The following is a 22,473-nucleotide window of genomic DNA, read 5'->3' on the forward strand; positions in this document are numbered from 1 at the left end:
GGAGGTAGAGGAAGGGAGGGTTTGTGTAGTCGTTTTTCGTCAAGATGGCGGCAAGAGCGCATAAAAAAGCACTGCCGAGGCAGTGCTAGAGATCAATCAAGAGGGCTTGTTAATCGAGCGAAAGCGTCATTTCTCGATGAGGGATGCCTGCATCCAGAAACTCACCGCCATGGGCGATAAAGCCTAGACGCTCATAGAACGCCAGTGCGTGTACCTGGGCACTCAGGGCCACTTGGGCGTGGCCCGCATGGCGTGCCGCTTCAATCGCGGCCTGCATCAGCAGTACGCCAATGCCTGAGCCACGCGCTTCGGCGAGCACCGCAACGCGGCCGATATGTCCGTCGGGCAGCAATCGCGCGGTGCCTACTGGTTGCCCATCAAGCATGGCGAGAAAGTGCTGGCATTCAGGATCCAAACCATCCCACTCCTCATCCTGAGGTACGTTTTGCTCTTCAATAAATACCTTGCGCCGGATTTCGCTGGCAGCCTGACCCAGTATCTCCCAGTCGCCGGTACTGATGTGGGTGATGGCCATCAATACTCCTCGTCGTCCTCACCTTCATCGCCCATAAAGCCAAGGCTGCCGGTATTGACCAGCTGCGTGATGAGCGTAGCGGCACCGTCAAGCTCAAGGTCTTGGGCATAGAGTGGTTTGGTGTCGGCAAGTCGCTTGGCTAGCTCAGTCGAGCAGGCGTGACCGTCGCCATCGACAAACAGCGTGGTGCCGCTGGCGTCGCGCCGCCAGGCAAAGCGTGAGCCGGGCATATGGTAGAGCGGATCGCCCTTTTGTAGTTGAGCAACAAGCGCCGCTTCGTCCATCGGCGTTTCAAGTGGTACCACTTGGTCGACATATTTTGGCTGGGTCATTACTCGACCAAACCACTGGGCGACTTGGGTGGGGTTATCCAGCGTCGACATAATCAGCTGACGCATACGCTCAACGGCTGCGTCGTCCAGTTCACCGACCTGCTGAGCAGGCGCCATGCCCGCATCGCTGTAACGCTGAGAGGCAGGCAACTGCTCACCCAAATAGTCGGCGTAGGAGGTGATCGCCTCATCGGCCGAAGGAGCGCGAAAGCCAACTGAAATGGTCATGCAGTCATCGCTTTGGCTAACGCCGTGATGCGCCCAGCCGGGAGGGAGATAAAGCATGTCGCCGGGGTCAAGCACCCAGTCGGAGTCGGGCTCTACGGTGAATTCTTTCAGGATGCGGAGATCGATACCTTGGATGATCGGCGCATCTTCCGTGAGCTTGCCGCCCAGCTGCCAGCGGCGGTGGCCGCTGGCCTGGAGTAAAAAGACATCGTACTGATCGATGTGCGCACCCACATTTCCGCCAGGAGGTGCGTAGCTGATCATCACGTCATCGAGCCGCCAACGAGGTAGGAAGTCAAACTCATTCATTAGCGCAGCCACCGATGGAACATAGTGGTCAACCGCTTGCACCAGAAGGCTCCAGTTTTTTTCCGGGAGCCGTTCAAAAGTGGCTTCATCGAAGGGGCCGTGGGAGACCTGCCAAGGGCCATCCGGGCCCTCCTCTTCAACCAAACGCGCTTCTACGCCAGGCTCGCAGGCGAGTCCAGCCAGTTCATCGGCTTCAATCGGGCTGATGAAGTCGGGCATGGCGCCACGAATCAGCAGCGGCTTTTGCTGCCAATAATTGGCCAGAAAGTCTGCAGCGGTAAGATCGCCCAGCAGTGTTAGCGGCTTATCGTGATGGTTCATGGCGTGTCCTGGTGTAGTGGTCGCAGCAACGTTGGTCACAGCAAGTTGGTCACAACAAATGGGTTACAGAGAGTTTAGCTGATGTGTCAGTGCTTCGGCTTGCGCCTGGGCATTACCAATATAGTTGGCCGGTGAGAGCGCCTTCAATTCGGTTTTGACCTCGCTGGGCAGTTCAAGGGTATCAATAAACGCCGCAAAGCCTGCTTGGTCAATACGTTTGCCACGAGTCAGTTGCTTGAGTTTTTCATAGGGCTTTTCAATACCGTAACGGCGCATCACCGTTTGAATCGGCTCGGCGAGCACTTCCCAGCTGTTATCCAGATCAGCATCTAAACGCTCAGGGTTGGCTTCAAGCTTGCTGATGCCTTTGAGGCTGGCGTGGTAAGCAATCAACCCATATGCCAAGCCTACGCCAAGGTTACGCAGCACGGTGGAGTCAGTCAGGTCGCGCTGCCAGCGGGAGATCGGCAGCTTTTGCGCAAGGTGGCTAAGCACAGCGTTGGCCAGGCCCAGGTTGCCCTCGGAGTTTTCAAAATCAATCGGGTTGACTTTATGTGGCATGGTCGAGGAGCCAATTTCGCCCTCAACCGTGCGCTGCTTAAAGTAGCCCAGTGAGATATAGCCCCAAACGTCGCGATCGAAGTCGATCAGGATCGTATTGAAGCGGCAAATGGCGTCAAACAGTTCGGCGATATAGTCGTGGGGCTCGATCTGGGTAGTGTAAGGGTTAAAAGTCAGCCCTAAGCCTTCCACAAAGGTACGCGCATTGGCCTCCCAATCGATCTCCGGGTAGGTGGTCAGGTGGGCGTTATAGTTGCCCACAGCGCCATTGATTTTGCCGAGCACTTCCACCGCTTCGATCTGCTTCAGCTGGCGCTTAAGGCGGTACGCCACGTTGGCCATCTCTTTGCCCAGCGTGGTCGGGGTGGCGGTTTGACCGTGAGTACGCGACAGCATCGGCTGGGCGGCGTGGGCAATGGCTAGCTTGGCAATGTCATCGGCAACCTCGTGCATGGTGGGCAGCATGGCGTTCAGGCCGTCGCTGAGCATTACGCCGTAAGAGAGGTTGTTGATATCTTCGCTGGTGCAGGCAAAGTGAATAAATTCGGTGACCGCATGCAGCTCGGTTTGGCCTGCAATCTTCTCTTTTAGGAAGTACTCAACCGCTTTGACGTCGTGATTGGTGGTGCGCTCGATCTCTTTGATGCGTTCGGCATCCGCGATAGAAAACTCACGAATCAATTGCTCAAGGAACGCGGTAGCCTCAGCAGATAAGCGCGGTACCTCGGTAATCTGAGCATGCTCAGCCAGGCGCTGTAGCCAGCGAACCTCCACAATCACACGGGCGCGAATAAGGCCGAATTCACTGAAGTGTTCGCGCAGGGCGGCGGCTTTGGAGGCGTAGCGGCCGTCGACGGGGGAGAGGGCGGTCAAAGCGGAGAGTTGCATGGCATCGTTTCCAGGAGGTTCGAAAGAAAATTAGTCGAGAGCAAGTTAATTGAAAAGACGTCGATCGAGAACAGAGTAGCCGTCTAGTTGAGGCTATCCAGTGCCCGGCGTAGCGCTTTACGCTGGAATACCAGTTTCCAGCGGCGACCGCCTTGCTGGTGCCACAATAATCCAAAGCGAATCCCCGCCATTAAGCAAGCGCGTACACGCTCAGGCATCATGCGGCTCTGCAGCAGTGATGGATCCCCTTGCACCACAATGCGGGTTTTAAAGGTGGATATCGTTTCTTGGTACGCTTCCCCAAGACTGGCCACCACGTTTTCATGGGTAGTGCCAAAGTGCTCGGCTTGACCCTGAATGCGGGTTAATTTTTGGCCCAGTGAATCCATCATGTCGTTATTGGTACGCAGCTTATTCATTAGCATCAGCAGCGAAAAACCGTAGCGCAACACCACCGGGTTCGCCTGCTTACGCCCCACCAGGGCTTCTAAGGTATCCAGGCCGCGGCGCAGATTATTGGGGTGCCCGCCATAAATCGCCTCGAAGCTTTCCGGGTTAGTATCCACAGTGGCCTCAATCAGCGTTTCCCAGGCGCGGGTGTCGACCTGCCCGGTGCGAGCCAGCTCATCGACCAGGCTGGCGGCTTGAAAGACGCCAGCAAGGGCAAGTGCTTGGCGGACTGCCGGAGAATCGGGGGCGCGATGAATCGGGGTAGGATTCATGCAGCAGCCTCCGCGGCTTTCTTCCAGGTAGCGCGAATAACGCCGCCGCCCAAGCATATGTCGCCATCGTAAAGCACCAACGACTGGCCAGGGGTGACCGCCCACTGCGGGTCGTCAAACGTGACCTCAACGCCACCGTCGGGCAGCGCGCGCATTTCACAGCTGCAGTCGCTTTGCCGATAGCGCGTCTTGGCGGTAAAGCGCCCCTGCTGAACCGGCGGCTCACCCGCCACCCAATCCATGGCCTCTGTGACCAAGGTATCGGAGTAGAGCAACTGGTCATGCTTACCCTGCACCGCGATCAGTACATTGCGATCAAGATCTTTTGCCGCCACGTACCAGGGGTCTTCGGAGTAGTTGGCAAGCCCGCCAATGCCTAGACCCTGGCGCTGGCCCAGGGTGTAGTACATCAGCCCCATATGTTTGCCGATGACATCGCCATCCGGCGTTTCAATGGTACCGGGCTGGGCGGGCAGGTACTGCTGGAGGAAATCGCGAAACCGGCGCTCGCCGATAAAGCAGATGCCGGTGGAGTCTTTTTTCTTAGCGGTGATCAAATCGTGCTGTTCTGCAAGCGCGCGTACGGCGGGCTTTTCCAGCTCACCTACGGGGAACAGGGTACGGGCAATGGAGGCTTCTGGCACTGCATGCAGGAAGTAGCTTTGATCTTTATTGCTATCCAGGCCTTTCAGCAGGCGCGGGCGAACATCGCCATCGCCTTGGCTAACATGCCCTTTACGAACATAGTGACCAGTGGCGATTTTGTCGGCTCCGAGCATTTCAGCGTACTCAAGGAAGACCTTAAATTTGATCTCCCGGTTACACAGAATATCCGGGTTGGGCGTGCGGCCCGCTTTGTATTCGGCTAAAAAGTGCTCGAATACATTATCCCAATACTCGGCGGCAAAGTTAGCGGTGTGCAGTTTAATGCCCAGTTTGGCGCAGACCGCCTCGGCGTCGGCGAGATCCTCTTTGGCCGTGCAATATTCGGTTCCGTCGTCTTCATCCCAGTTTTTCATAAACAGGCCTTCGACCTCATAGCCTTGTTGCATGAGGAGAAGGGCCGAAACGGACGAGTCGACGCCGCCGGACATACCGACAATCACTTTGCCATTAGCGGCTGTGGCGGATGACTCAGTGGTGGATGAGCCTGGCGTAGTTGGTTCAGTGGATGACATGGGCATCCTCAGTTGAAGTAGGGTGCAAATAAGCAGTGTGCAGTTGGGCGAGGATTATACACGATGGGGGGTAATGGCTTCGAGTGCTTCACTCGCGAATCACCGACAGGGGATAGCCAGGCTCGCTGAGTGCATCCTCGATACGTTTGAGTACCAGCGGGCTGCGTAGGCGCGCCTGCTGATCTAGCGACCGTATTTGCTCAATGGTAAGCCAATGGGTGGCAAAGATATCCGGGTCGAGGGGGAGGTCGAGTTGATGAAGCGGTGCGGCAATAAAGCCGTGGCTGTGAAACGTTTGCCCTTCGTTGGTATGAAATACGTATAAACCCAGATATCCGGTGAGCGATACCTGCCAAGCAGTCTCTTCCAGTACCTCGCGCAGAATGGCTGCTATGGGGCCTTCGCCGGGTTCAATATGCCCAGCGGGCTGGTTAAACACACTTTGCGGGCCGCCCCGCTGCTCTTCTACCATCAAAAAGCGCTCGCCCTGCTGGATGACGCAGGCCGCCGTGCTGCGAATAAGGCTCATCAGGGGTTCCTGCGTTTTGTGGTGGGCCGCCTACGCTGATCTTTTCGCGGAGCAATTCGTCGCTGACTTGGGGGCGTATTCGTCGGTCTGGGCGCGTGTAGGGCTTCTTTGCACCATTCGCCAGGTGCCAAACCATCCAGCCGCCAGGGGCCGATCGCTACGCGAATCAAGCGCAGGGTGGGGTAACCGACATGGGCCGTCATACGGCGAACCTGGCGGTTACGGCCTTCGCTTATGGTTAGCTCCAGCCAGCTAGTCGAGGGGTGGCGTTTGGGGTCGATGGGAGGGTGGCGTGGTGCGGTCGTAGGCGGATCTATTCTGTGCGCTTTGGCCGGCTGCGTTGGGCCATCTTTCAGCGCAATGCCTTGGCGCAACGCCTTCAATGCCGTGTCATCGATTTGCCCTTCCACCTGAGCCCAGTAGGTTTTGGGCTGCTTATGGCGCGGATGAGAAATGCGGTGAATCAGCTCGCCATCATCGCTGAGCAGCAGTAGGCCTTCAGAGTCGTAGTCAAGCCGTCCTGCGGGATAAATATCTTTCACATCGACATAATGCGCCAGGGTTTGCCGCCCCTCACGGTCGCTGAATTGGCTCAGTACCTGGAAAGGCTTATGCAGTAAATAAAGGTTGCTCATGACTTCTCGTTGGCCTTTTTACTTTCTATTCACTCTCAGGAATGGGTATGTCGACAATGCGCACGGCGGGCAGCGCTGGTATACTCCGGCTACCTGATGGGGCGCCCATCGTTGAGCTCGCGCTCCGCTCAAGATTTCTTGCCATCGCAGCGAAAAGAGAGAGGTTAACGCAAAAATGACCAAAACGCCGAAGATCATCTATACGCTCACTGACGAAGCGCCCGCGCTCGCGACGCACTCCCTACTGCCGATTATCGATGCCTTTACCGATTCTGCCGGCATTCAGGTAGAGACCCGCGATATTTCCCTGGCCGCTCGCATCATTGCTCAGTTCCCTGACTATCTGAGCGAAGAGCAACGGATCGGCGATCACCTGGCGGAGCTTGGCGAACTGACCAAGACCCCAGAAGCTAACATTATCAAATTGCCCAACATTAGCGCCTCTCTGCCTCAGCTAAAGGCGGTGATTAAAGAGTTGCAGCAGCAGGGTTACAAACTTCCTGACTACCCTGAAGCGCCCCAAAGCGATGAAGAGAAAGACATTCAGGCGCGCTACGACAAAACTAAAGGCAGCGCCGTTAACCCGGTGTTGCGTGAAGGTAACTCGGATCGCCGCGCTCCGCTGTCGGTCAAGAATTACGCCCGCAAATATCCCCACCGCATGGGTGAGTGGAGCAGCGACTCCAAGTCCCATGTGGCGCATATGAGTGAAGGCGATTTCTACGGCAGCGAGAAGTCCGCGCTGATTGAAAAAGCCACCGATCTCAAGATCGAGCTGGTCGCTAAAGACGGCAGCACCACGGTGCTCAAGCAGAAAACCTCGGTACTGGAAGGCGAAGTCGTCGACGCTGCGGTCATGAGCCGTAACGCGCTGCGTCGTTTTGTGGCCGACGAAGTCGCTGACGCAAAAGCCAAAGACGTGCTGTTCTCGCTGCACCTTAAAGCGACCATGATGAAGGTCTCTGACCCGATCATGTTCGGTATGGTGGTCAGCGAGTTTTATCAGGACGTGCTGAGTAAGCACGCAGATGACCTCCAGCAGGCGGGCTTCGACCCCAATAACGGTATCGGCGACCTCTATTCGGCCATTAAGTCACTGCCGGAAGAGCGCCAGACCCAGATTGAGGATGAGATTCAAGCACTTTATGCCGAGCGCCCGCGTTTGGCGATGGTGAACTCCCATAAAGGGATCACCAACCTGCACGTGCCCAGCGATGTGATTATCGATGCTTCCATGCCGGCGATGATCCGCGATTCCGGTAAAATGTGGGGCGCCGATGACCAACTGCACGACGTCAAAGCCGTCATTCCTGATCGTTGCTACGCCGGTATCTATCAAACGGTCATCGATGATTGCAAACAGCACGGTGCCTTTGATCCGACGACTATGGGTAGCGTACCCAACGTAGGTTTGATGGCCCAGAAAGCTGAAGAATACGGCTCCCACGATAAGACCTTCCAGATTCCTACCGACGGTACCGTACGTGTCACCGATACCAGCGGCAATGTAGTGCTTGAGCACAGCGTTGAGCAGGGCGACATTTGGCGGATGTGCCAGACCAAGGATGCCCCGGTTCGCGATTGGGTGAAGTTGGCGGTTAATCGTGCCCGCGAAAGCGGAACGCCGGCTATCTTCTGGCTGGACGCCCAGCGCGCCCACGATGCTCAACTGATCAAGAAAGTCGAGAGCTACTTAAAAGAGCACGATACCACTGGCCTGGATATTCGTATCATGACGCCAGAAGAGGCCATGCGCTTCTCTCTGGAGCGTATCCGCAAGGGCGAAGACACTATCTCCGTCACTGGTAACGTACTGCGCGACTATCTGACTGACCTGTTCCCGATTATGGAGCTCGGCACCAGCGCCAAGATGCTCTCAATCGTACCATTGATGAATGGCGGTGGCTTGTTTGAGACCGGCGCTGGCGGCTCTGCTCCCAAGCACGTTCAGCAGTTGCTGGAAGAGAACCATCTGCGCTGGGACTCGCTGGGCGAGTTTTTGGCCCTGGCGGCATCCCTTGAACACCTGGGCAGCACCTTCGATAACGCTCGGGCAAAAATGCTGGCCAAAGCGCTCGATCAGGCGAACGGCAAGTTCCTGGATAGCAACAAGTCGCCGTCGCGCAAAGTGGGTGAGCTGGACAATCGCGGCAGCCACTTTTATTTGGCGCTATACTGGGCTGAAGCGTTGGCAGAGCAGAGCGAAGATAGCGAAATGCAGACGCTGTTCGGACGCCTGGCTGACGCGCTAACGGCCAAAGAAGCGACCATTGTCGATGAATTGAACAGCGTTCAGGGCCAGCCTGCGGATATTGGTGGCTACTTCCACCCGGATCACGAGCTGACGGCTAAGGTGATGCGCCCCAGCCAGACTCTCAACGAAACGCTTGCCATGGTCGCAAAAGGCTAATAGAGACCGCCTGTGATTAGGCTGAATGACCCCCGTCCGCTTGGCGGGCGGGGGTTTTGCATTGCACTCGCTATTGCGCTCTGTAATATTTTAAGTTTTCCATGAACCCTTGCTGATCGAAAGCGTCTTACGTTTAGGCTAATAAGCTATAGTAGTTAAGAAATTATAGTAGTTAAGAGGCTACAGTTAAGAAACTACACTAGTGAATTGGCGATGTGAGGTCTGATAAACGCTTCCATCGGTCAGTGTCGAGACAACCAACCGTGCAGCTTATGCCCAACCAAGATAGTTCATACTTGACCGTGTTACCCGTAAAAGCGGGGATGACGCGGCCAGATATGCCCGATGAAGATGGTGATATAGCGGTACAGTCAGCAGAACCGGCGCTGGCGCAACCACCGCTTTATAAGGTAGTGCTTCACAACGACGATTACACGCCGATGGAATTTGTCATTGAAGTGCTGCAAGATTTTTTTAACATGGACAGCGAGACGGCCGTTCAGGTCATGCTCGCCGTACATACCCAAGGAAAGGGCACTTGTGGCGTGTTTACGCGCGATATAGCCGAAACAAAAAGCTATCAGGTAAATGAATATGCCCGTGAGTGTGAGCACCCGTTGATAAGTGATATTGAGGCCGCCAATTAAAAGCGTTGAGAAATAATTGGTGGTGAGGCTTGCAACCGTGCCATTTGTACCCGATGTTGAGAGTGCCGGTCGACTAAATTGATCCGACGCAAGCCCTAGGTGGCGACACGCCCTAGGTAGTAGCGAAAAGGGGACTGCCATGCTGAGCAAAGAACTTGAAATGACCCTGAACACGGCCTTCACCGTGGCGCGCTCAAAGCGCCATGAGTTTATGACCGTTGAGCACCTGCTGCTAGCGTTGCTAGATAATGCCTCAGCGGTAGACGTACTGAAGGCCTGCGGGGCTAACCTCGACAAGCTGCGGTCCGATCTGCAGGATTTTATTAACTCGACTACGCCACTGATTCCAGAAGGCCAGGGTGATCGTGAGACCCAGCCCACGCTTGGTTTTCAGCGTGTTTTACAACGGGCGGTCTTCCACGTTCAGTCATCTGGCAAAAGCGAAGTGTCCGGTGCCAATGTGTTGGTGGCGATCTTTTCCGAGCAGGAGAGTCAGGCGGTATACTTCCTTAAGCAGCAGAACGTTGCGCGGGTCGATGCAGTCAACTACATCGCCCATGGTATCTCCAAAGTGGCCGGTCACGGGCCGTCTCCCTCGCCTTCTTCACCTGAGAGTGAAGACGCGGAGGAGGGTGGCAGTGAGGGCGCTGCGCATCCGCTCACTGGTTACGCTACCAATCTCAATGAACAGGCACGGCTGGGTAAAATTGATCCGCTGATTGGCCGCGACCACGAGCTTGAGCGCGTGGTACAAATTCTGGCCCGTCGGCGCAAAAACAACCCGTTGTTAGTCGGTGAGGCGGGTGTAGGTAAAACCGCAGTGGCCGAAGGCCTTGCCAAGCGTATCGTCGAAGAAGACGTTCCCGATGTTATTGCCGATGCAGTGGTCTACTCGCTGGACATGGGCGCGCTACTGGCCGGTACCAAGTACCGTGGTGATTTTGAAAAACGCCTCAAAAGCCTGCTGAGCGAACTACGCAAGCAGCCTAACGCTGTGCTATTCATTGATGAGATTCACACGGTGATTGGTGCAGGTGCCGCCTCTGGTGGCGTGATGGATGCGTCCAATCTGCTCAAGCCGCTGCTTTCTTCGGGCGAATTGCGCTGCATTGGTTCGACTACGTTCCAGGAGTTCCGCGGCATCTTTGAGAAAGATCGTGCTCTGGCACGGCGCTTCCAGAAGGTGGATGTGATGGCACCGTCGGTGGAAGACACCATCAAAATCCTCAAAGGGTTGCGTTCACGTTTTGAAGAGCACCACGAACTTAAGTACACCGATGGTGCGCTTGAAAGTGCCGCACGCTTAGCGGATCGCTACATCAATGACCGCTTCCTGCCCGACAAAGCGATTGACGTGATTGACGAGGCAGGGGCTCACCAGCGTCTATTGCCGCCAGAAGTGCGCGCCAAGACGATCGATGTCGAGCAAGTGGAAGCCGTGGTAGCGTCCATTGCACGTATCCCACCGAAGAGTGTTTCAAGCTCCGACCGCAAGCTGCTCGAGAAGCTGGATCGTGACCTGAAGATGCTGGTGTTCGGTCAGGATGAGGCGATTGATAGTCTCTCTGCGGCTATTAAGCTGTCCCGGGCCGGGCTTAAATCTCCCGATAAGCCCGTTGGTAGCTTCCTGTTTGCAGGTCCCACCGGTGTGGGTAAAACCGAAGTGGCCAAACAGCTGGCGCATATCATGGGCATTGAACTGGTGCGCTTTGATATGTCCGAGTATATGGAGCGCCATACCGTATCGCGCCTGATTGGTGCGCCTCCAGGCTATGTCGGTTACGACCAGGGTGGTCTACTGACTGAAGCGGTGACCAAGCAGCCGCACTGCGTGTTGTTGTTGGACGAGATTGAGAAAGCGCACCCGGAAGTCTTTAACCTGCTGCTGCAGGTCATGGATCATGGCCGCTTAACGGACAACAACGGGCGTGAAGCGGACTTCCGTCACGTTATCGTGATTATGACCTCTAACGCTGGTGCGGAGCAGGCGTCGCGTCGCTCCATTGGCTTCCAGCACCAGGATCACTCCACCGATGCCATGGAAGTGATCCGCCGTACCTTTTCACCGGAGTTCCGCAACCGCCTGGACGGTATTATTCAGTTCCACTCGCTGCCGGTCTCGGTGGTGCGCAATGTGGTCGACAAGTTCTTGATCGAGCTACAGGCGCAGTTGGATGAGAAGCGTGTTCAGCTGGATGTAGACGACATGGCGCGGGATTGGCTGGCCGATAAAGGCTACGATCCTGACATGGGTGCACGCCCAATGGCGCGCCTCATGCAAGAGAAGCTGAAGAAGCCATTAGCCGAAATGATTCTGTTCGGAGAACTGGCTGATCAGGGCGGTATTGTCCACGTTAGCCTGGAGGAGGGCGAGTTGCACCTTTCCACAGAGACTGAGATGGCAGATGCGCCCTGAAAAGGGCGCTAAGCCGTGCTAAAAGCTATCTTTCTAATACTCATGCTATATGCATAAAAACGCAGCGCCCTGTCATCGACGGGGCGTTGTCGTTTTTAGTGAACCGCCATTGACGCTGATCGGCGCTGTCGTTAAAGGACAGTCTAGCTGGAGCAGTTAAAATCAGCCGAGCGCGTTAATGGTGTAACGACTTAGCGCGAGCGGTAAACGATACGGCCTTTAGACAGGTCGTAAGGTGTCAGCTCAACTTTTACCTTGTCGCCGGTCAGAATGCGGATATAGTTTTTGCGCATTTTGCCGGAGATATGAGCGGTAACAACGTGACCGTTTTCCAGCTCAACCCGAAACATGGTATTCGGAAGGGTATCGACGATAACGCCTTCCATTTCAATATGATCTTCGCGTGCCATATAGGCATGTCCTCACTGATGAGTTAGTAATGTCATTATCGGTCAGAATTTGAGTGCCGCTAGGTGGGCACTCAAGAAACAGCGCTATATTGTGCCGTAAGCCCGTCGTCAAGGCAAAAAAGCTGGCATTTTTAGCGAATCAGCGGCCGCCAATGGCGTCCATCGAGTATTTCCAATGGCGCGAAAGCCTGCTTGTAGCGCATCTTACGGCACTCTTCGATCCAATACCCTAAATAAAGGTGCGGCAGCGCTTTTTCGCGGCTGAGCTCGATGAGCTGAAGAATGGCAAAAGTGCCTAGTGAGCGCTTATCCAGAGTCTCGCTAACGGCAAAGAAGGTGTAGATTGCCGAGAGCCCATGCTCCAACTGGTCGAATGCAGCCACACCAACCAGCTCTTCGTCGAGGTACATCTCCATCAGATGGGCATAGGACTCATCAAGGGTAAGGAAGGTGCGGTACTGCTCGCGGCTGGGCGGGAACATATCGCCGTCAGCATGGCGCTGACGAATGTAATTCGCGTAAAGCGAGTAGTGAGTAGATGCAAAGTGAGCAGGTACAATGCGGACGTTTATATCGGCATTGCGGCGCCAAATTTTTCGTTGTGTGCGGTTAGCCGCAAACTGGTCAACCGGAATACGCACCGAGCGGCAGGCGTTGCAGCCCTCACAGTGAGGGCGGTAAAGATGGCGCCCACTGCGACGAAACCCTAGCAGCGCCAGCGAGTCATAGACACCTGGAACGGGCGACTCCTGCGGGTCGAGAAACAGCGTTGTCGCTTCCTTGCCGGGTAAATAGCTACAGGCATGCGGCACGGTAAGGAAAAAGCGCAAATCCCGCACCGGCCGACGCGGAGTGTTACTACTCACGGCCTGCCTCCTCATTGTAAAAAAATGGTTGGAACAGAATAAGTTCGTCACGATGGTTCATCACTACGCATTACCCTCGGTGGCAATCGCCTTAAGCCAGAGCGATGCAGGAACAGTGGGTGTTTCAGTGGGTGACGTGGTAAACGTAAATGCCTTATCGGGTAACCAGTTTTTAAGATAGTTGATGAATGCCTCGCGAGCGACTGTAATAGCGCCCAGGCTTGCCAGATGAGGCGTGTGCATTTGGCAGTCGATGAGTTTTCCGCCATGTTCGCGCATGGCCCTGGCGAGATGGGCCAGCGCTACCTTCGAAGCATCCGGGGCGTGGGAGAACATCGACTCGCCAAAAAACACCGGCCCCATGGCGATGCCATACAGCCCGCCCACCAATTGGCCGTGTTGATGGACTTCGATGCTATGAGCAATACCTAGAGCATGCAGCAGCCCGTAGGCCTCGCGCATTTCGTCTGTAATCCAGGTGCCCGCCTCTTCACCACGCGGGGCGGCGCAGGCCTGAATCACCTGATCGAAGTGTTGATCCAGGGTGATATGAAAGCCACCATGGCGTAATCGTTTGGTGAGGCTACGACGCTGCTTAAATTGCTCAGGTAGGAGTATCATGCGCGGGTCTGGACTCCACCACAAAATGGGGTCGTCGTCGCTGAACCAGGGAAATATGCCCTGCCGATAGGCTTCTACCAGCCAAGCGGGCGAGAGCTCCCCTCCGGCGGCCAGCAGGCCATTGGGGGAGGCCAGCGCTTGGGAGGTAGTTGGAAAATTAGGATGTGGCGAGGAAAGCCAAGGTAGCATTACTTGCTCCTGTTACGACGTTCTTGTGCTGAGCGCTTTACGATAGCCTCTGTGACGGCGGAAGGATGCTCGGTATCATGCAAACTCGCAAGTGGATTAAAGACGCCATTGAGGTGTAAAGGGAGAGTCGCTTGAAAGTGAATAAAGCAGTAAACAAGCGAACGCAGCGTAGCGCGCGTCAAACACCATCATCGGCTTCAGCTGCGCGCGTTAACGCCGCAAAGGATAAGGCTCGTCGTTTTGGCCTGCGCTTACAAGGCTCCGTGCGCGAAGGCGTAGTGGTGATCCTGCTGGCGCTGTGTGTTTTCTTATTATTAGCGCTATTTAGTTACCAACCCTCTGACCCAGGCTGGTCTTATCAGGGCCCTGAGACAGATGTGGGTAACTGGATGGGGCAGGTTGGCGCTTGGCTGGCCGATGTTCTCTACTCACTGCTTGGCGCCAGCGCTTTGTGGTGGCCGGGTATGTTCGGCTTTGCCGCTTGGTGGCTGATTCGCTCACGCCAGGTACGTTTTGAACTCGACCCCGTGGCAATTGCTGTCCATGCGGGTGGCTTAGTGCTACTTATTTTCGGCACGACCATGTTGGGGGCGCTGCACTTTTATCACCCTGAGAGCATACTGCCCTATGCCTCAGGCGGTATTTTGGGCGAAGGTTTGGTCGGTGCGTTAAGGCCTTTAGTGGGAAGTGGTGGTGTTGGTTTAATCGCTGCGGCGTTAATTTTAAGCGGCTTTCCGCTGTTTAGCGGTATGTCGTGGCTGCAAGTGGCTGATGAGCTCGGCAAGCGCATATGTCGGTTGGGTAGCTGGTTATCGGCACGACGCCAAGCGCGTCGTATGCGCGCTGCTCAGCGAGCGGCTGCTAAAACTGCCAAAACTGCGGCCAAGCCTCAAGCAGCGCCTGAAGCGCAGTCTCAAGAAGCTAAACCTGAAGCTGCACCCGCTGAGATAAAGCCTGCGGCAGAGCCAGTAGGCAAAAGCCCCAGTGGCCGCGAACGCCGTGAGCCAGGCTTCTCTGTACCACTTTCCAGTCGTGAGGCGAACAGCTCTTCAGAGAGCAATGCGTCAGAAGCGAGTCCTTCAAATAGCAACGAAACCACGGATACTTCGATTCCCTGGGAGGCCGCAGCGTTTTCAAGTAATAAGCATGTGCCTGCTAAAACACCCGCGCCTATCTCTTCGACACCTACCGCGGAGCCGACGGTTTCAGCGCCTGGGGCAGCCCCGTCAGTGACGCCAGCGGCTAAAACGGCAGAAGAGGAGGGAGCAGCGGCACCCCCAGCGCCGCGGGAAAATGCCTTTGTCCAGGCAGAGGTAACGTCAGCAGCGCCTGAGACTCAAGCACCTGCGCCCGGTGATGAACCCAAAGAAGCCGAGACTTCCTTCCCGCTGCGTGCTACTCGTCAAGAAGAGCCTCCGGCGCCTGCCAGGAGTAACTTCTTTGCCAGCGATGAGGCGCCCGCCGAGAAAGAGACTGTTCATGCCGCGCCCGTTGAGCGTCGCAGTGAGCCATCACTCACCGCTGATCCCAGCAGCAGCCAAGCTGAACCACGTGTTGGTGAGCCACATATTGGTGACACTGATGCTGCCTGGAGCCCTGAGCGCGTCACCGCGCCTGAGCCTGCACGTAAACCTGAACGTGTAGCGGAAGTAGTGCCTGAGCCGGTGTGGGACGATGAAGAGATGGATGATGAGCTGTATGCCCAAGGCCGCGATGGAGGAGCGCACTCAACGACTACTCCTCCGTCCACGCCCACCCCAGCAGCTCGCCAAGAACCCAGCTTTGCGCCCGAAGAGAGCACGCCAGAGGCGGATGAAGGCCCCGCCCTGTGGACCGTGGAGCATTTGCAGAGCCAGCGGCCTGCTTTTGAAACTCTGGACGAACCTGAGGGCGACGTGCCGAGCTTGCAGCTGTTGACACCTGCAGAACCGTATCAACCCAATTATAGTGACGAGCAGTTGGCTGATATGGCTGAGCTGCTTGAAGTGCGGCTGCGCGAATACGGTGTGAAAGCGGAAGTGGTGGATACCTGGCCTGGGCCGGTGATTACCCGCTTTGAGATCAAGCCCGCCGCGGGCGTCAAAGTGTCTAAAATCAGTAACCTTGCCAAAGACCTGGCGCGCTCCCTGATGGTGAAAAGTGTGCGAGTGGTCGAGGTTATTCCAGGGCGTCCCACGGTGGGGATTGAAATACCTAATCCCAACCGGGCCATGATCCGCCTGCGCGAAGTTATCGACTCCGACCGTTACCAGCAGGAGACATCACCACTCACCATGGCGTTAGGCCAAGATATTGGTGGCAGCCCTGTGGTCGCCAACCTGGGCAAGATGCCCCACTTGCTAGTAGCCGGTACCACCGGGTCGGGTAAGTCGGTGGGCGTTAACGCCATGCTGATCTCAATGCTGCTTAAAGCGAAGCCTAGTGAGCTAAAGCTGATCATGGTCGACCCGAAAATGTTGGAGCTGTCGGTATATGACGGCATTCCCCATCTGCTGGCGCCCGTGGTCACCGATATGAAAGAAGCGGCCAACAGCCTGCGCTGGTGCGTGGCCGAGATGGAGCGCCGCTACAAGCTCATGGCGGCCATGGGTGTGCGCAACATCGCGGGCTTCAATGGCCGTTTGGATGAAGCGGAGCGCGCCGGTGCCCAAGTGGCAGACCCGCTCTGGGAACCGCAGCCCTGGGAAGTGCATCAGCCGCATCCAGTGCTGGAGAAACTGCCCTACATCGTCGTGGTGATCGACGAGTTTGCCGATATGTTTATGATCGTCGGCAAAAAAGTCGAAGAGCTGATTGCGCGCTTGGCGCAAAAGGCACGCGCCGCAGGTATCCATTTGATTCTGGCTACCCAGCGCCCCTCGGTGGATGTTGTGACTGGCTTGATCAAAGCCAACATTCCTTCGCGGATGGCGTTTCAGGTCTCATCCAGAATTGATTCGCGCACCATTCTGGATCAGGGCGGCGCTGAAAGTCTGTTGGGGCATGGTGACATGCTCTATCTGCCTGCAGGTTCCGGACCACCTAACCGCATCCACGGTGCCTTTGTGGACGATGACGAAGTACACCGCGTGGTCGATGACTGGAAGCGCCGTGGAGCACCCGAGTATATCGAAGAGATCCTTTCTGGTGGCGTATCCGCCGATGCCTTAACGGGTCTTGAGGCTGAGGGGGGGGATGGCGACGATGCGGAGCAGGATGCGCTCTACGATGAAGCCGTGCAGTTTGTCACTGAAACGCGCAAAGCCTCGATTTCCGCCGTGCAGCGTCGCTTTAAAATTGGCTATAACCGGGCCGCTCGCTTAGTTGAGGCAATGGAGGGCGCCGGTGTGGTGACCTCTATGGGCTCTAACGGTGCTCGGGAAGTGCTTGCCCCGCCTCCGGTGGGCCACTAACCGCTTGATGAAAGCCACAATTATGCAATAAGCGTGAAAGTAGCGCCGCGGGTGAAACCCTGCGGCGTTTTTCTCGTCTGATTGTTACGTTTTTGAGTTAGCCATGGCCGGTTAAGCCGACCTCACTGCTTGATTTTTAAGCAACAGTTTTGAGCAACAGTTACCGGGCAACGGTTTCCTAGGGAGATTATATGCGCGATACGCAAACAAAACGCACTTCAGCAATGGGCGCTTCGCCACTGGCATTTGCGGCAAGTGCCTTGGGTTTAACCTTTGGTGCTCCCGCTTGGGCAGACGATGCTGCCGAGCGTTTGACTGAACGGCTGGATCCGCTTGAGCGTTATCAAGCGGATTTTGAGCAGCAAATTCTTGATGGCAGCGGGGAACGCCTCCAAAGCGCGCGTGGTGAGATGTGGCTGTCTCGCCCCGGTATGCTGCGTTGGGAAGTGGAAGCGCCTTACTCTCAAACCGTGGTCTCTGACGGCGATGATGTGTATATGTACGATCCCGACCTTGAACAAGTCACCGTTCAAGAGATGGACGATCGAGTAACCCATACCCCTGCGTTACTGCTGTCGGGAAGCGTGGACGATTTAACCGAAAGCTATGAGGTGTTCTACGAGCAGGACGGGGGAGAAGATGTCTTTACCCTAGTGCCTATCTCGGCCGATACGCTGTTCGAAGAGCTAAGCATGGTGTTCGATGCCGATACGCTAACCGAGCTGTGGATGATGGACAGTACCGGCCAGCGCACCGCCATCACCTTTAGCAATATTACCCTCAATGGCGAGATTGCTGAGGACATGTTTGATTTCGAAATTCCCGAAGGCACCGATGTTATTCGTGAAGAGCTTTAAGGGTTGGGAGTGAGGAGTGAATGGTGAGGAGTTGGTAAAGAGTTGCTGGAGGGTGGCGGTTAATCAATAACCTGCCACTGGTTTAACCATCAGGCGCCTTAGGGCGCCTGATCTGCTTCCTGGTCAAGATTTTCCCGCCATGCCATGATTTCCCCAAAGCGCTTCTCCTGACCAAAGGCACTTGGCTTGAAGAAGGTGGCTTTAGGCAGCTCTTCAGGCCAGCAGTCGTGGGCGCTTCCCGCCGGGTAGCCGTCTGGTTCGTTATGCGCATAGCGATAGCCTTCGCCATGACCCAACTGCTCCATCAGCTTAGTGGGCGCGTTGCGCAGGTACGTCGGTACCTCAACCTGGGGCTGCTGGCGTACGTACTGCTTGGCTTCACTCCAGGCGCGGTCAATGCGGTTACTCTTGGGCGCCACTGCTAAATGAATTGCCGCGTGGGCAATTGCCCGCTGGCCTTCGTAATCGCCCAGGCGTAAATAAGCATCCCAGGCGGCAATCACCAGCGGTAGCGCGCGAGGGTCAGCATTGCCGACGTCTTCTGAGGCAATCGCGGTCAGTCTGCGCACTACGTCCAACGGGTCACCGCCGCCCTGCATAAAGCGGGCCATATACAGCAATGCCGCGTTAGGGCGTGAAGAGCGTATCGACTTATGAATGGCCGAAAGTAGATCATAATAAGCGTCCCCCTGCTTATCGAAGGCGCTGGCCTGATGGCCGATCACATCGGCGAGTACCTCTTTATGCAGTACTTCGCCGTTTGCTTCCTGAGTAGCGAAATCGCAAGCGGTTTCCAGTAATCCCAGCGCCCGTCGTGCGTCGCCAGCGCTAGCGTGGGCCAGAGCAGTTAATACTTCGTCATCAACCTGAATGTCACGCTTGCCCAGCCCTCGCTCTACGTCGCTGAGTGCCTGGCGCATCACCGTGATCAGTTCCTCATGGGTAAGCGATTTCAGCACATATACCCGCGCACGGGATAGCAACGCCGAGTTGACTTCGAAGGAGGGGTTTTCGGTGGTGGCACCAATCAACGTTAACAGGCCCGACTCCACGTGGGGCAATAATGCGTCCTGCTGGCTCTTGTTGAGGCGATGAATCTCATCTAAAAAGAGGATAACCGTGGAGGACATCTGTTGGGCCCGCTCCACCACAGCGCGAATCTCTTTTACTCCGGCCATCACCGCGCTGAGGTGCTCCAGATGGGCCTGGGAGGCTCGGGCCAACAGCTCTGCCAGCGTGGTTTTGCCAACCCCTGGCGGCCCCCATAAAATCATTGAGCGCACAATGCCTGACTCCGCCATGCGACGTAGGGGTTTATCTGGCCCCACCAGCGCTTGCTGGCCCACGTAATCGTCCAGTTGGCGTGGCCGCATACGAAAGGCTAACGGAGCATCGTCAGCCGGTGTCGCCTGAGCGCTATCAAAAAGATCCATGTAAGCTTCCGTTATAAATCAGTACGTTGAGCAACAAATTGCCAACAAGTATAGGTGGTAAACTGCGTCTTAGAGAACTACCTTAGACGTAACCTATCAGAAAGATACACTTGCGAGGATAGCTTGAGAGGGGCATTGTTCATGATAACTGTTGTTGATAACCCCCGTTAGTTACGACACGCTCAGGTTACGATATGTTTTAGCGACACAACATGTTTGTTACCTCGCGCTTATTATCGCATGCCGTCAATCACGAAGGCTCGACGGTAGGCATGACACAATAAAGGAGACAGTTCGATGTTAAACCAACTGCGTCTAGATCATGCCAACATGGCGAGATTACTCCATGTGCTGCAGCTTAAGCAGAAAACCCTTGCCCAAGGTGAGCGGCCCAACTTCCAGCTTATGCGCGAGGTCGTCGACTATATTTTGTCCTATATGGATGGTTTTGCAGCCCCTCTGGAACGCGTCTGCGTGGAGCGATTGCAAACCCAGGCCCCAGAGCACGTTGCCCTGACCGAACAGATGGCGAATGACTATCGTGAGTTAAAGCCGCGCTTACAGCGCCTCTCCAACGACATTGACATGGTGTTAATGGATAACATCATTCCGATGGATCGTTTTGCCGACGACCTGAAAGATTATTTGGAAGCGCATCGTGCCTATTTGCGTCACGAACGCGAGGGGCTGTTCCCGCTGATTGACGAGCACTTTAGCGAGGAAGATATGGACGAGCTGCGTCAGGCGCTCCCCGAAGGCGCAGAGAAAGAGCTAGAGCGCCTACAGGACGCTTATCCCGAGCTCTATGCTGAACTGCGTGGTGCTGACGTGCCTGTGGTATAGCGCTAGCGGACAAGTGGCCGCTACGGGGCATCAATAAAATGACGGAGCATGCTAAAATAGCGGCTCCGTTTTTTTTAGGCAGAGCCATGATAGGCAGAGTCAGGAAAGGCCCCGTGTTAATTTTTGATTCCGGTGTCGGCGGCCTGTCGGTGGCGCAGTCGCTGCGCCAACACTACCCTGATGCTGCCCTGTGCTATGCCTGCGACAACGCTTGGTTGCCCTATGGGCTGCGCGAAGATGCAGCCCTGACCGACCGCATTGTGGCGGTATGTCGTTCCGCTGTGGAAGCGTGCCAGCCGAGTGTTTTGGTTGTCGCCTGCAATACCGCGAGCACTCTGGCGCTGGAAAACTTGCGCGAGCAGTTGGCGATCCCTGTCGTGGGCACCGTACCTGCTATCAAACCTGCCGCAGCGATTAGCCAGACACGCCATATTGGGCTGTTAGCCACCAAGGCCACGGTAGGGCGGCCCTACACCCAGCGCTTGATTGATAGTTTTGCCAGTGACTGTGTGATTACTCGCGTCGCCGCCGATGCCTTGGTGGTCGAGGCGGAAGCATACCTGGCTGGTGTCATCCCCAATATTGATCGCATGCAGGCGGCGCTGGCACCGTTATGGCACGCCGTTGCACCTCCATCGTCTGCGCATTGTTTATCGTCTGCTCATCAGGCGCTGGATACCCCAGAGCTAGATACAGTGGTACTGGGCTGCACTCATTTCCCGCTGCTAAAGCCCTGGCTGACGCAGCTGGCCCCCGTGCCGCTACATTGGGTCGACTCCGGCGATGCGATAGCCCGACGGGTTTCGCAAGTCGTTTCTGAGCTAAACAGTGATCAGCAGGATGGCCGCTGCTTTACCACTGCCCCTGCTGCCAATCTGACCGCTGGTCTAGCCCGCTATGGGTTTAAGGCGTCCCAATTGCTTAATGTGGGCGACTGAGCACTATTTACTACTATTGCTGATCGAATTATTCAAAGGAGCAGCCTTGGCTATCCCCGTTGTAGAACCTGAACGCTACGCTGAGCAGCTAGCCGCCAAACGCGACTATCTGGAAAGTACCTTTGCCGCTTTTCAACCACCGGCATTAGAAGTGTTTGAATCGCCGCCAGGCTATTACCGTCAGCGCTGCGAGTTTCGCATATGGCACGAAGAGGACGACCTCTTCTACGCCATGTTCGAGGTAGACCCTGAGAATCCGAAGAACAAGCGGGTGATTCGTTTAGATCAGTACGCAGTCGCCAGTGAGCGAATCAATCAGCTAATGCCGCAGCTACGCGAAGCTTGCCTTCGCTGTGATGAGCTGCGTCGGCGGCTGTTCCAGGTAGAGTTTCTAACCACGCTGTCAGGTGAGGCGCTGATAACGCTGATTTACCACCGCCCGTTAGGCGATGAGTGGGAGCGCGAAGCCCGCGCTCTGGAGGCTGAGCTGGGTATTATGATTATTGGCCGCTCCCGCAAGCAGCGTATCGTACTTACCCGAGACCACGTATGGGAGCGGCTAGAGGTGGATGGCCGCACGCTGCACTACCAGCAGGTCGAAAACAGCTTTACCCAACCCAATGCGCATATCTGCCAGAAAATGCTTAGCTGGGCGCGAGAAGTCACCGCTGGCCAGCAGGAGAGTAATGCGAAGAAAGATCTGGTCGAACTCTATTGCGGTAATGGCAATTTTACCATTGCCCTGGCGGATAACTTCCGCCGTGTGCTGGCCACAGAGATTTCCCGCACGTCAGTGGCTAGCGCCAACGTAAACCTGGAAGCCAATGGGGTAACGAACGCGCAGATTGGTCGTATGTCAGCGGAGGAGTTTTCGCTGGCGCTGAAGGGCGAAAAAGCCGGGCGTCGCGTGGCGGAAATGGCGCTGGGAGAGTACGATTTTTCCACCGTGCTGGTCGACCCGCCCCGTGCTGGTTTAGACGAGCAGAGCTGTGAACAACTCAGCGAGTACGCTCAAATCGTCTATATTTCATGCAACCCAGCCACGTTAGCTGAAAACTTGACCATACTGACCAACACTCATCGGATAGAACGCTTTGCGCTATTTGACCAGTTTCCGTTTACCGAGCACTGTGAGTGTGGAGTGCTGTTGAAGCGGCGGACAGGCGAGTAAGCATACGACCTAATGCGTAAACGGTATGTGCCATGAACAACA

19 protein-coding genes are annotated in these 22,473 nt (G+C 55.8%); 8 read left to right on the forward strand and 11 right to left on the reverse strand.

All coding sequences use genetic code 11. The features are described 5' to 3' along the window. Positions 1-109: 109 nt before the first annotated feature. The 7 genes from LMS44_RS06585 to LMS44_RS06615 all read right to left on the reverse strand — a co-directional run bounded on the left by LMS44_RS06585 (position 110) and on the right by LMS44_RS06615 (position 6,238). A complete protein-coding gene (locus LMS44_RS06585) occupies positions 110-535 on the reverse strand; it encodes a GNAT family N-acetyltransferase (RefSeq protein WP_278371897.1) in 426 nt (141 codons plus the stop codon). After that, the gene (locus LMS44_RS06590) at positions 535-1,725 is read right to left on the reverse strand and encodes a cupin domain-containing protein (protein WP_278371895.1); all 1,191 of its coding nucleotides are present in this window, start codon (positions 1,723-1,725) and stop codon (positions 535-537) included. Before LMS44_RS06590 ends, LMS44_RS06585 begins: the two co-directional genes overlap by 1 nt. Before the next feature lie 63 nt (positions 1,726-1,788). Next, positions 1,789-3,174: an adenylosuccinate lyase gene (gene purB / locus LMS44_RS06595; RefSeq protein WP_009288038.1), complete on the reverse strand. Its 1,386-nt coding sequence runs from the start codon at positions 3,172-3,174 to the stop codon at positions 1,789-1,791. Between the two features lie 83 nt (positions 3,175-3,257). Further along, entirely contained in the window at positions 3,258-3,896 is a 639-nt protein-coding gene (gene hflD / locus LMS44_RS06600; RefSeq protein ID WP_027959684.1) for a high frequency lysogenization protein HflD, read from the reverse strand. Further along, positions 3,893-5,080, reverse strand: a complete 1,188-nt coding sequence (mnmA, locus tag LMS44_RS06605) for a tRNA 2-thiouridine(34) synthase MnmA (protein ID WP_278371893.1) — start codon at positions 5,078-5,080, stop codon at positions 3,893-3,895. The genes hflD and mnmA overlap by 4 nt, the downstream gene beginning before the upstream one ends. A gap of 82 nt (positions 5,081-5,162) precedes the next feature. Then, positions 5,163-5,603 carry an NUDIX hydrolase gene (locus tag LMS44_RS06610; RefSeq protein WP_159176429.1) on the reverse strand — a complete coding sequence of 147 codons (441 nt, stop codon included), beginning with the start codon at positions 5,601-5,603 and terminating at the stop codon, positions 5,163-5,165. Next, a complete protein-coding gene (locus LMS44_RS06615) occupies positions 5,603-6,238 on the reverse strand; it encodes a pseudouridine synthase (protein ID WP_159176430.1) in 636 nt (211 codons plus the stop codon). Before LMS44_RS06615 ends, LMS44_RS06610 begins: the two co-directional genes overlap by 1 nt. Positions 6,239-6,413: 175 nt before the next feature. On the opposite strand from LMS44_RS06615, the gene LMS44_RS06620 reads away from it, so the two are divergent. From LMS44_RS06620 to clpA, 3 genes are all read left to right on the forward strand, one after another. Then, positions 6,414-8,648, forward strand: coding sequence for an NADP-dependent isocitrate dehydrogenase (locus tag LMS44_RS06620; protein WP_278371890.1), 2,235 nt, complete (start codon positions 6,414-6,416; stop codon positions 8,646-8,648). Between the two features lie 338 nt (positions 8,649-8,986). After that, positions 8,987-9,295, forward strand: a complete 309-nt coding sequence (clpS, locus tag LMS44_RS06625) for an ATP-dependent Clp protease adapter ClpS (protein ID WP_035538640.1) — start codon at positions 8,987-8,989, stop codon at positions 9,293-9,295. Between the two features lie 139 nt (positions 9,296-9,434). Further along, positions 9,435-11,711 carry an ATP-dependent Clp protease ATP-binding subunit ClpA gene (gene clpA / locus LMS44_RS06630; RefSeq protein WP_278371889.1) on the forward strand — a complete coding sequence of 759 codons (2,277 nt, stop codon included), beginning with the start codon at positions 9,435-9,437 and terminating at the stop codon, positions 11,709-11,711. 191 nt (positions 11,712-11,902) lie between these two features. Here clpA and infA read toward each other — a convergent pair whose 3' ends face one another. The 3 genes from infA to aat all read right to left on the reverse strand — a co-directional run bounded on the left by infA (position 11,903) and on the right by aat (position 13,797). Continuing rightward, positions 11,903-12,121: a translation initiation factor IF-1 gene (gene infA, locus LMS44_RS06635; protein WP_007111068.1), complete on the reverse strand. Its 219-nt coding sequence runs from the start codon at positions 12,119-12,121 to the stop codon at positions 11,903-11,905. Positions 12,122-12,252: 131 nt separating this feature from the next. Beyond that, entirely contained in the window at positions 12,253-12,987 is a 735-nt protein-coding gene (locus LMS44_RS06640) for an arginyltransferase (RefSeq protein ID WP_022520421.1), read from the reverse strand. A gap of 63 nt (positions 12,988-13,050) precedes the next feature. After that, a complete protein-coding gene (gene aat / locus LMS44_RS06645) occupies positions 13,051-13,797 on the reverse strand; it encodes a leucyl/phenylalanyl-tRNA--protein transferase (protein WP_009288042.1) in 747 nt (248 codons plus the stop codon). Positions 13,798-13,928: 131 nt separating this feature from the next. On the opposite strand from aat, the gene LMS44_RS06650 reads away from it, so the two are divergent. Both LMS44_RS06650 and lolA read left to right on the forward strand, forming a co-directional pair. Further along, positions 13,929-17,189 carry a DNA translocase FtsK gene (locus LMS44_RS06650; protein ID WP_278371886.1) on the forward strand — a complete coding sequence of 1,087 codons (3,261 nt, stop codon included), beginning with the start codon at positions 13,929-13,931 and terminating at the stop codon, positions 17,187-17,189. A 191-nt stretch (positions 17,190-17,380) separates the two neighbouring features. After that, positions 17,381-18,046 (forward strand): outer membrane lipoprotein periplasmic chaperone LolA, encoded by a 666-nt coding sequence (gene lolA / locus LMS44_RS06655; RefSeq protein WP_009288044.1) that lies wholly within the window; start codon positions 17,381-17,383, stop codon positions 18,044-18,046. A 98-nt stretch (positions 18,047-18,144) separates the two neighbouring features. On the opposite strand, the gene LMS44_RS06660 is transcribed toward lolA, so the two are convergent. Beyond that, a complete protein-coding gene (locus tag LMS44_RS06660) occupies positions 18,145-19,479 on the reverse strand; it encodes a replication-associated recombination protein A (protein WP_027959677.1) in 1,335 nt (444 codons plus the stop codon). Positions 19,480-19,776: 297 nt separating this feature from the next. Here LMS44_RS06660 and LMS44_RS06665 point away from each other — a divergent pair, with 297 nt between their 5' ends. The 3 genes from LMS44_RS06665 to trmA all read left to right on the forward strand — a co-directional run bounded on the left by LMS44_RS06665 (position 19,777) and on the right by trmA (position 22,431). Continuing rightward, positions 19,777-20,322 (forward strand): hemerythrin domain-containing protein, encoded by a 546-nt coding sequence (locus tag LMS44_RS06665; protein WP_009288045.1) that lies wholly within the window; start codon positions 19,777-19,779, stop codon positions 20,320-20,322. 86 nt (positions 20,323-20,408) lie between these two features. Continuing rightward, positions 20,409-21,260, forward strand: a complete 852-nt coding sequence (gene murI, locus LMS44_RS06670) for a glutamate racemase (protein ID WP_278371885.1) — start codon at positions 20,409-20,411, stop codon at positions 21,258-21,260. A gap of 46 nt (positions 21,261-21,306) precedes the next feature. Further along, entirely contained in the window at positions 21,307-22,431 is a 1,125-nt protein-coding gene (trmA, locus tag LMS44_RS06675; RefSeq protein ID WP_278371884.1) for a tRNA (uridine(54)-C5)-methyltransferase TrmA, read from the forward strand. Positions 22,432-22,473: the final 42 nt, after the last annotated feature.

This window comes from Halomonas profundus (assembly GCF_020865425.1).
Lineage (GTDB): Bacteria > Pseudomonadota > Gammaproteobacteria > Pseudomonadales > Halomonadaceae > Vreelandella > Vreelandella titanicae.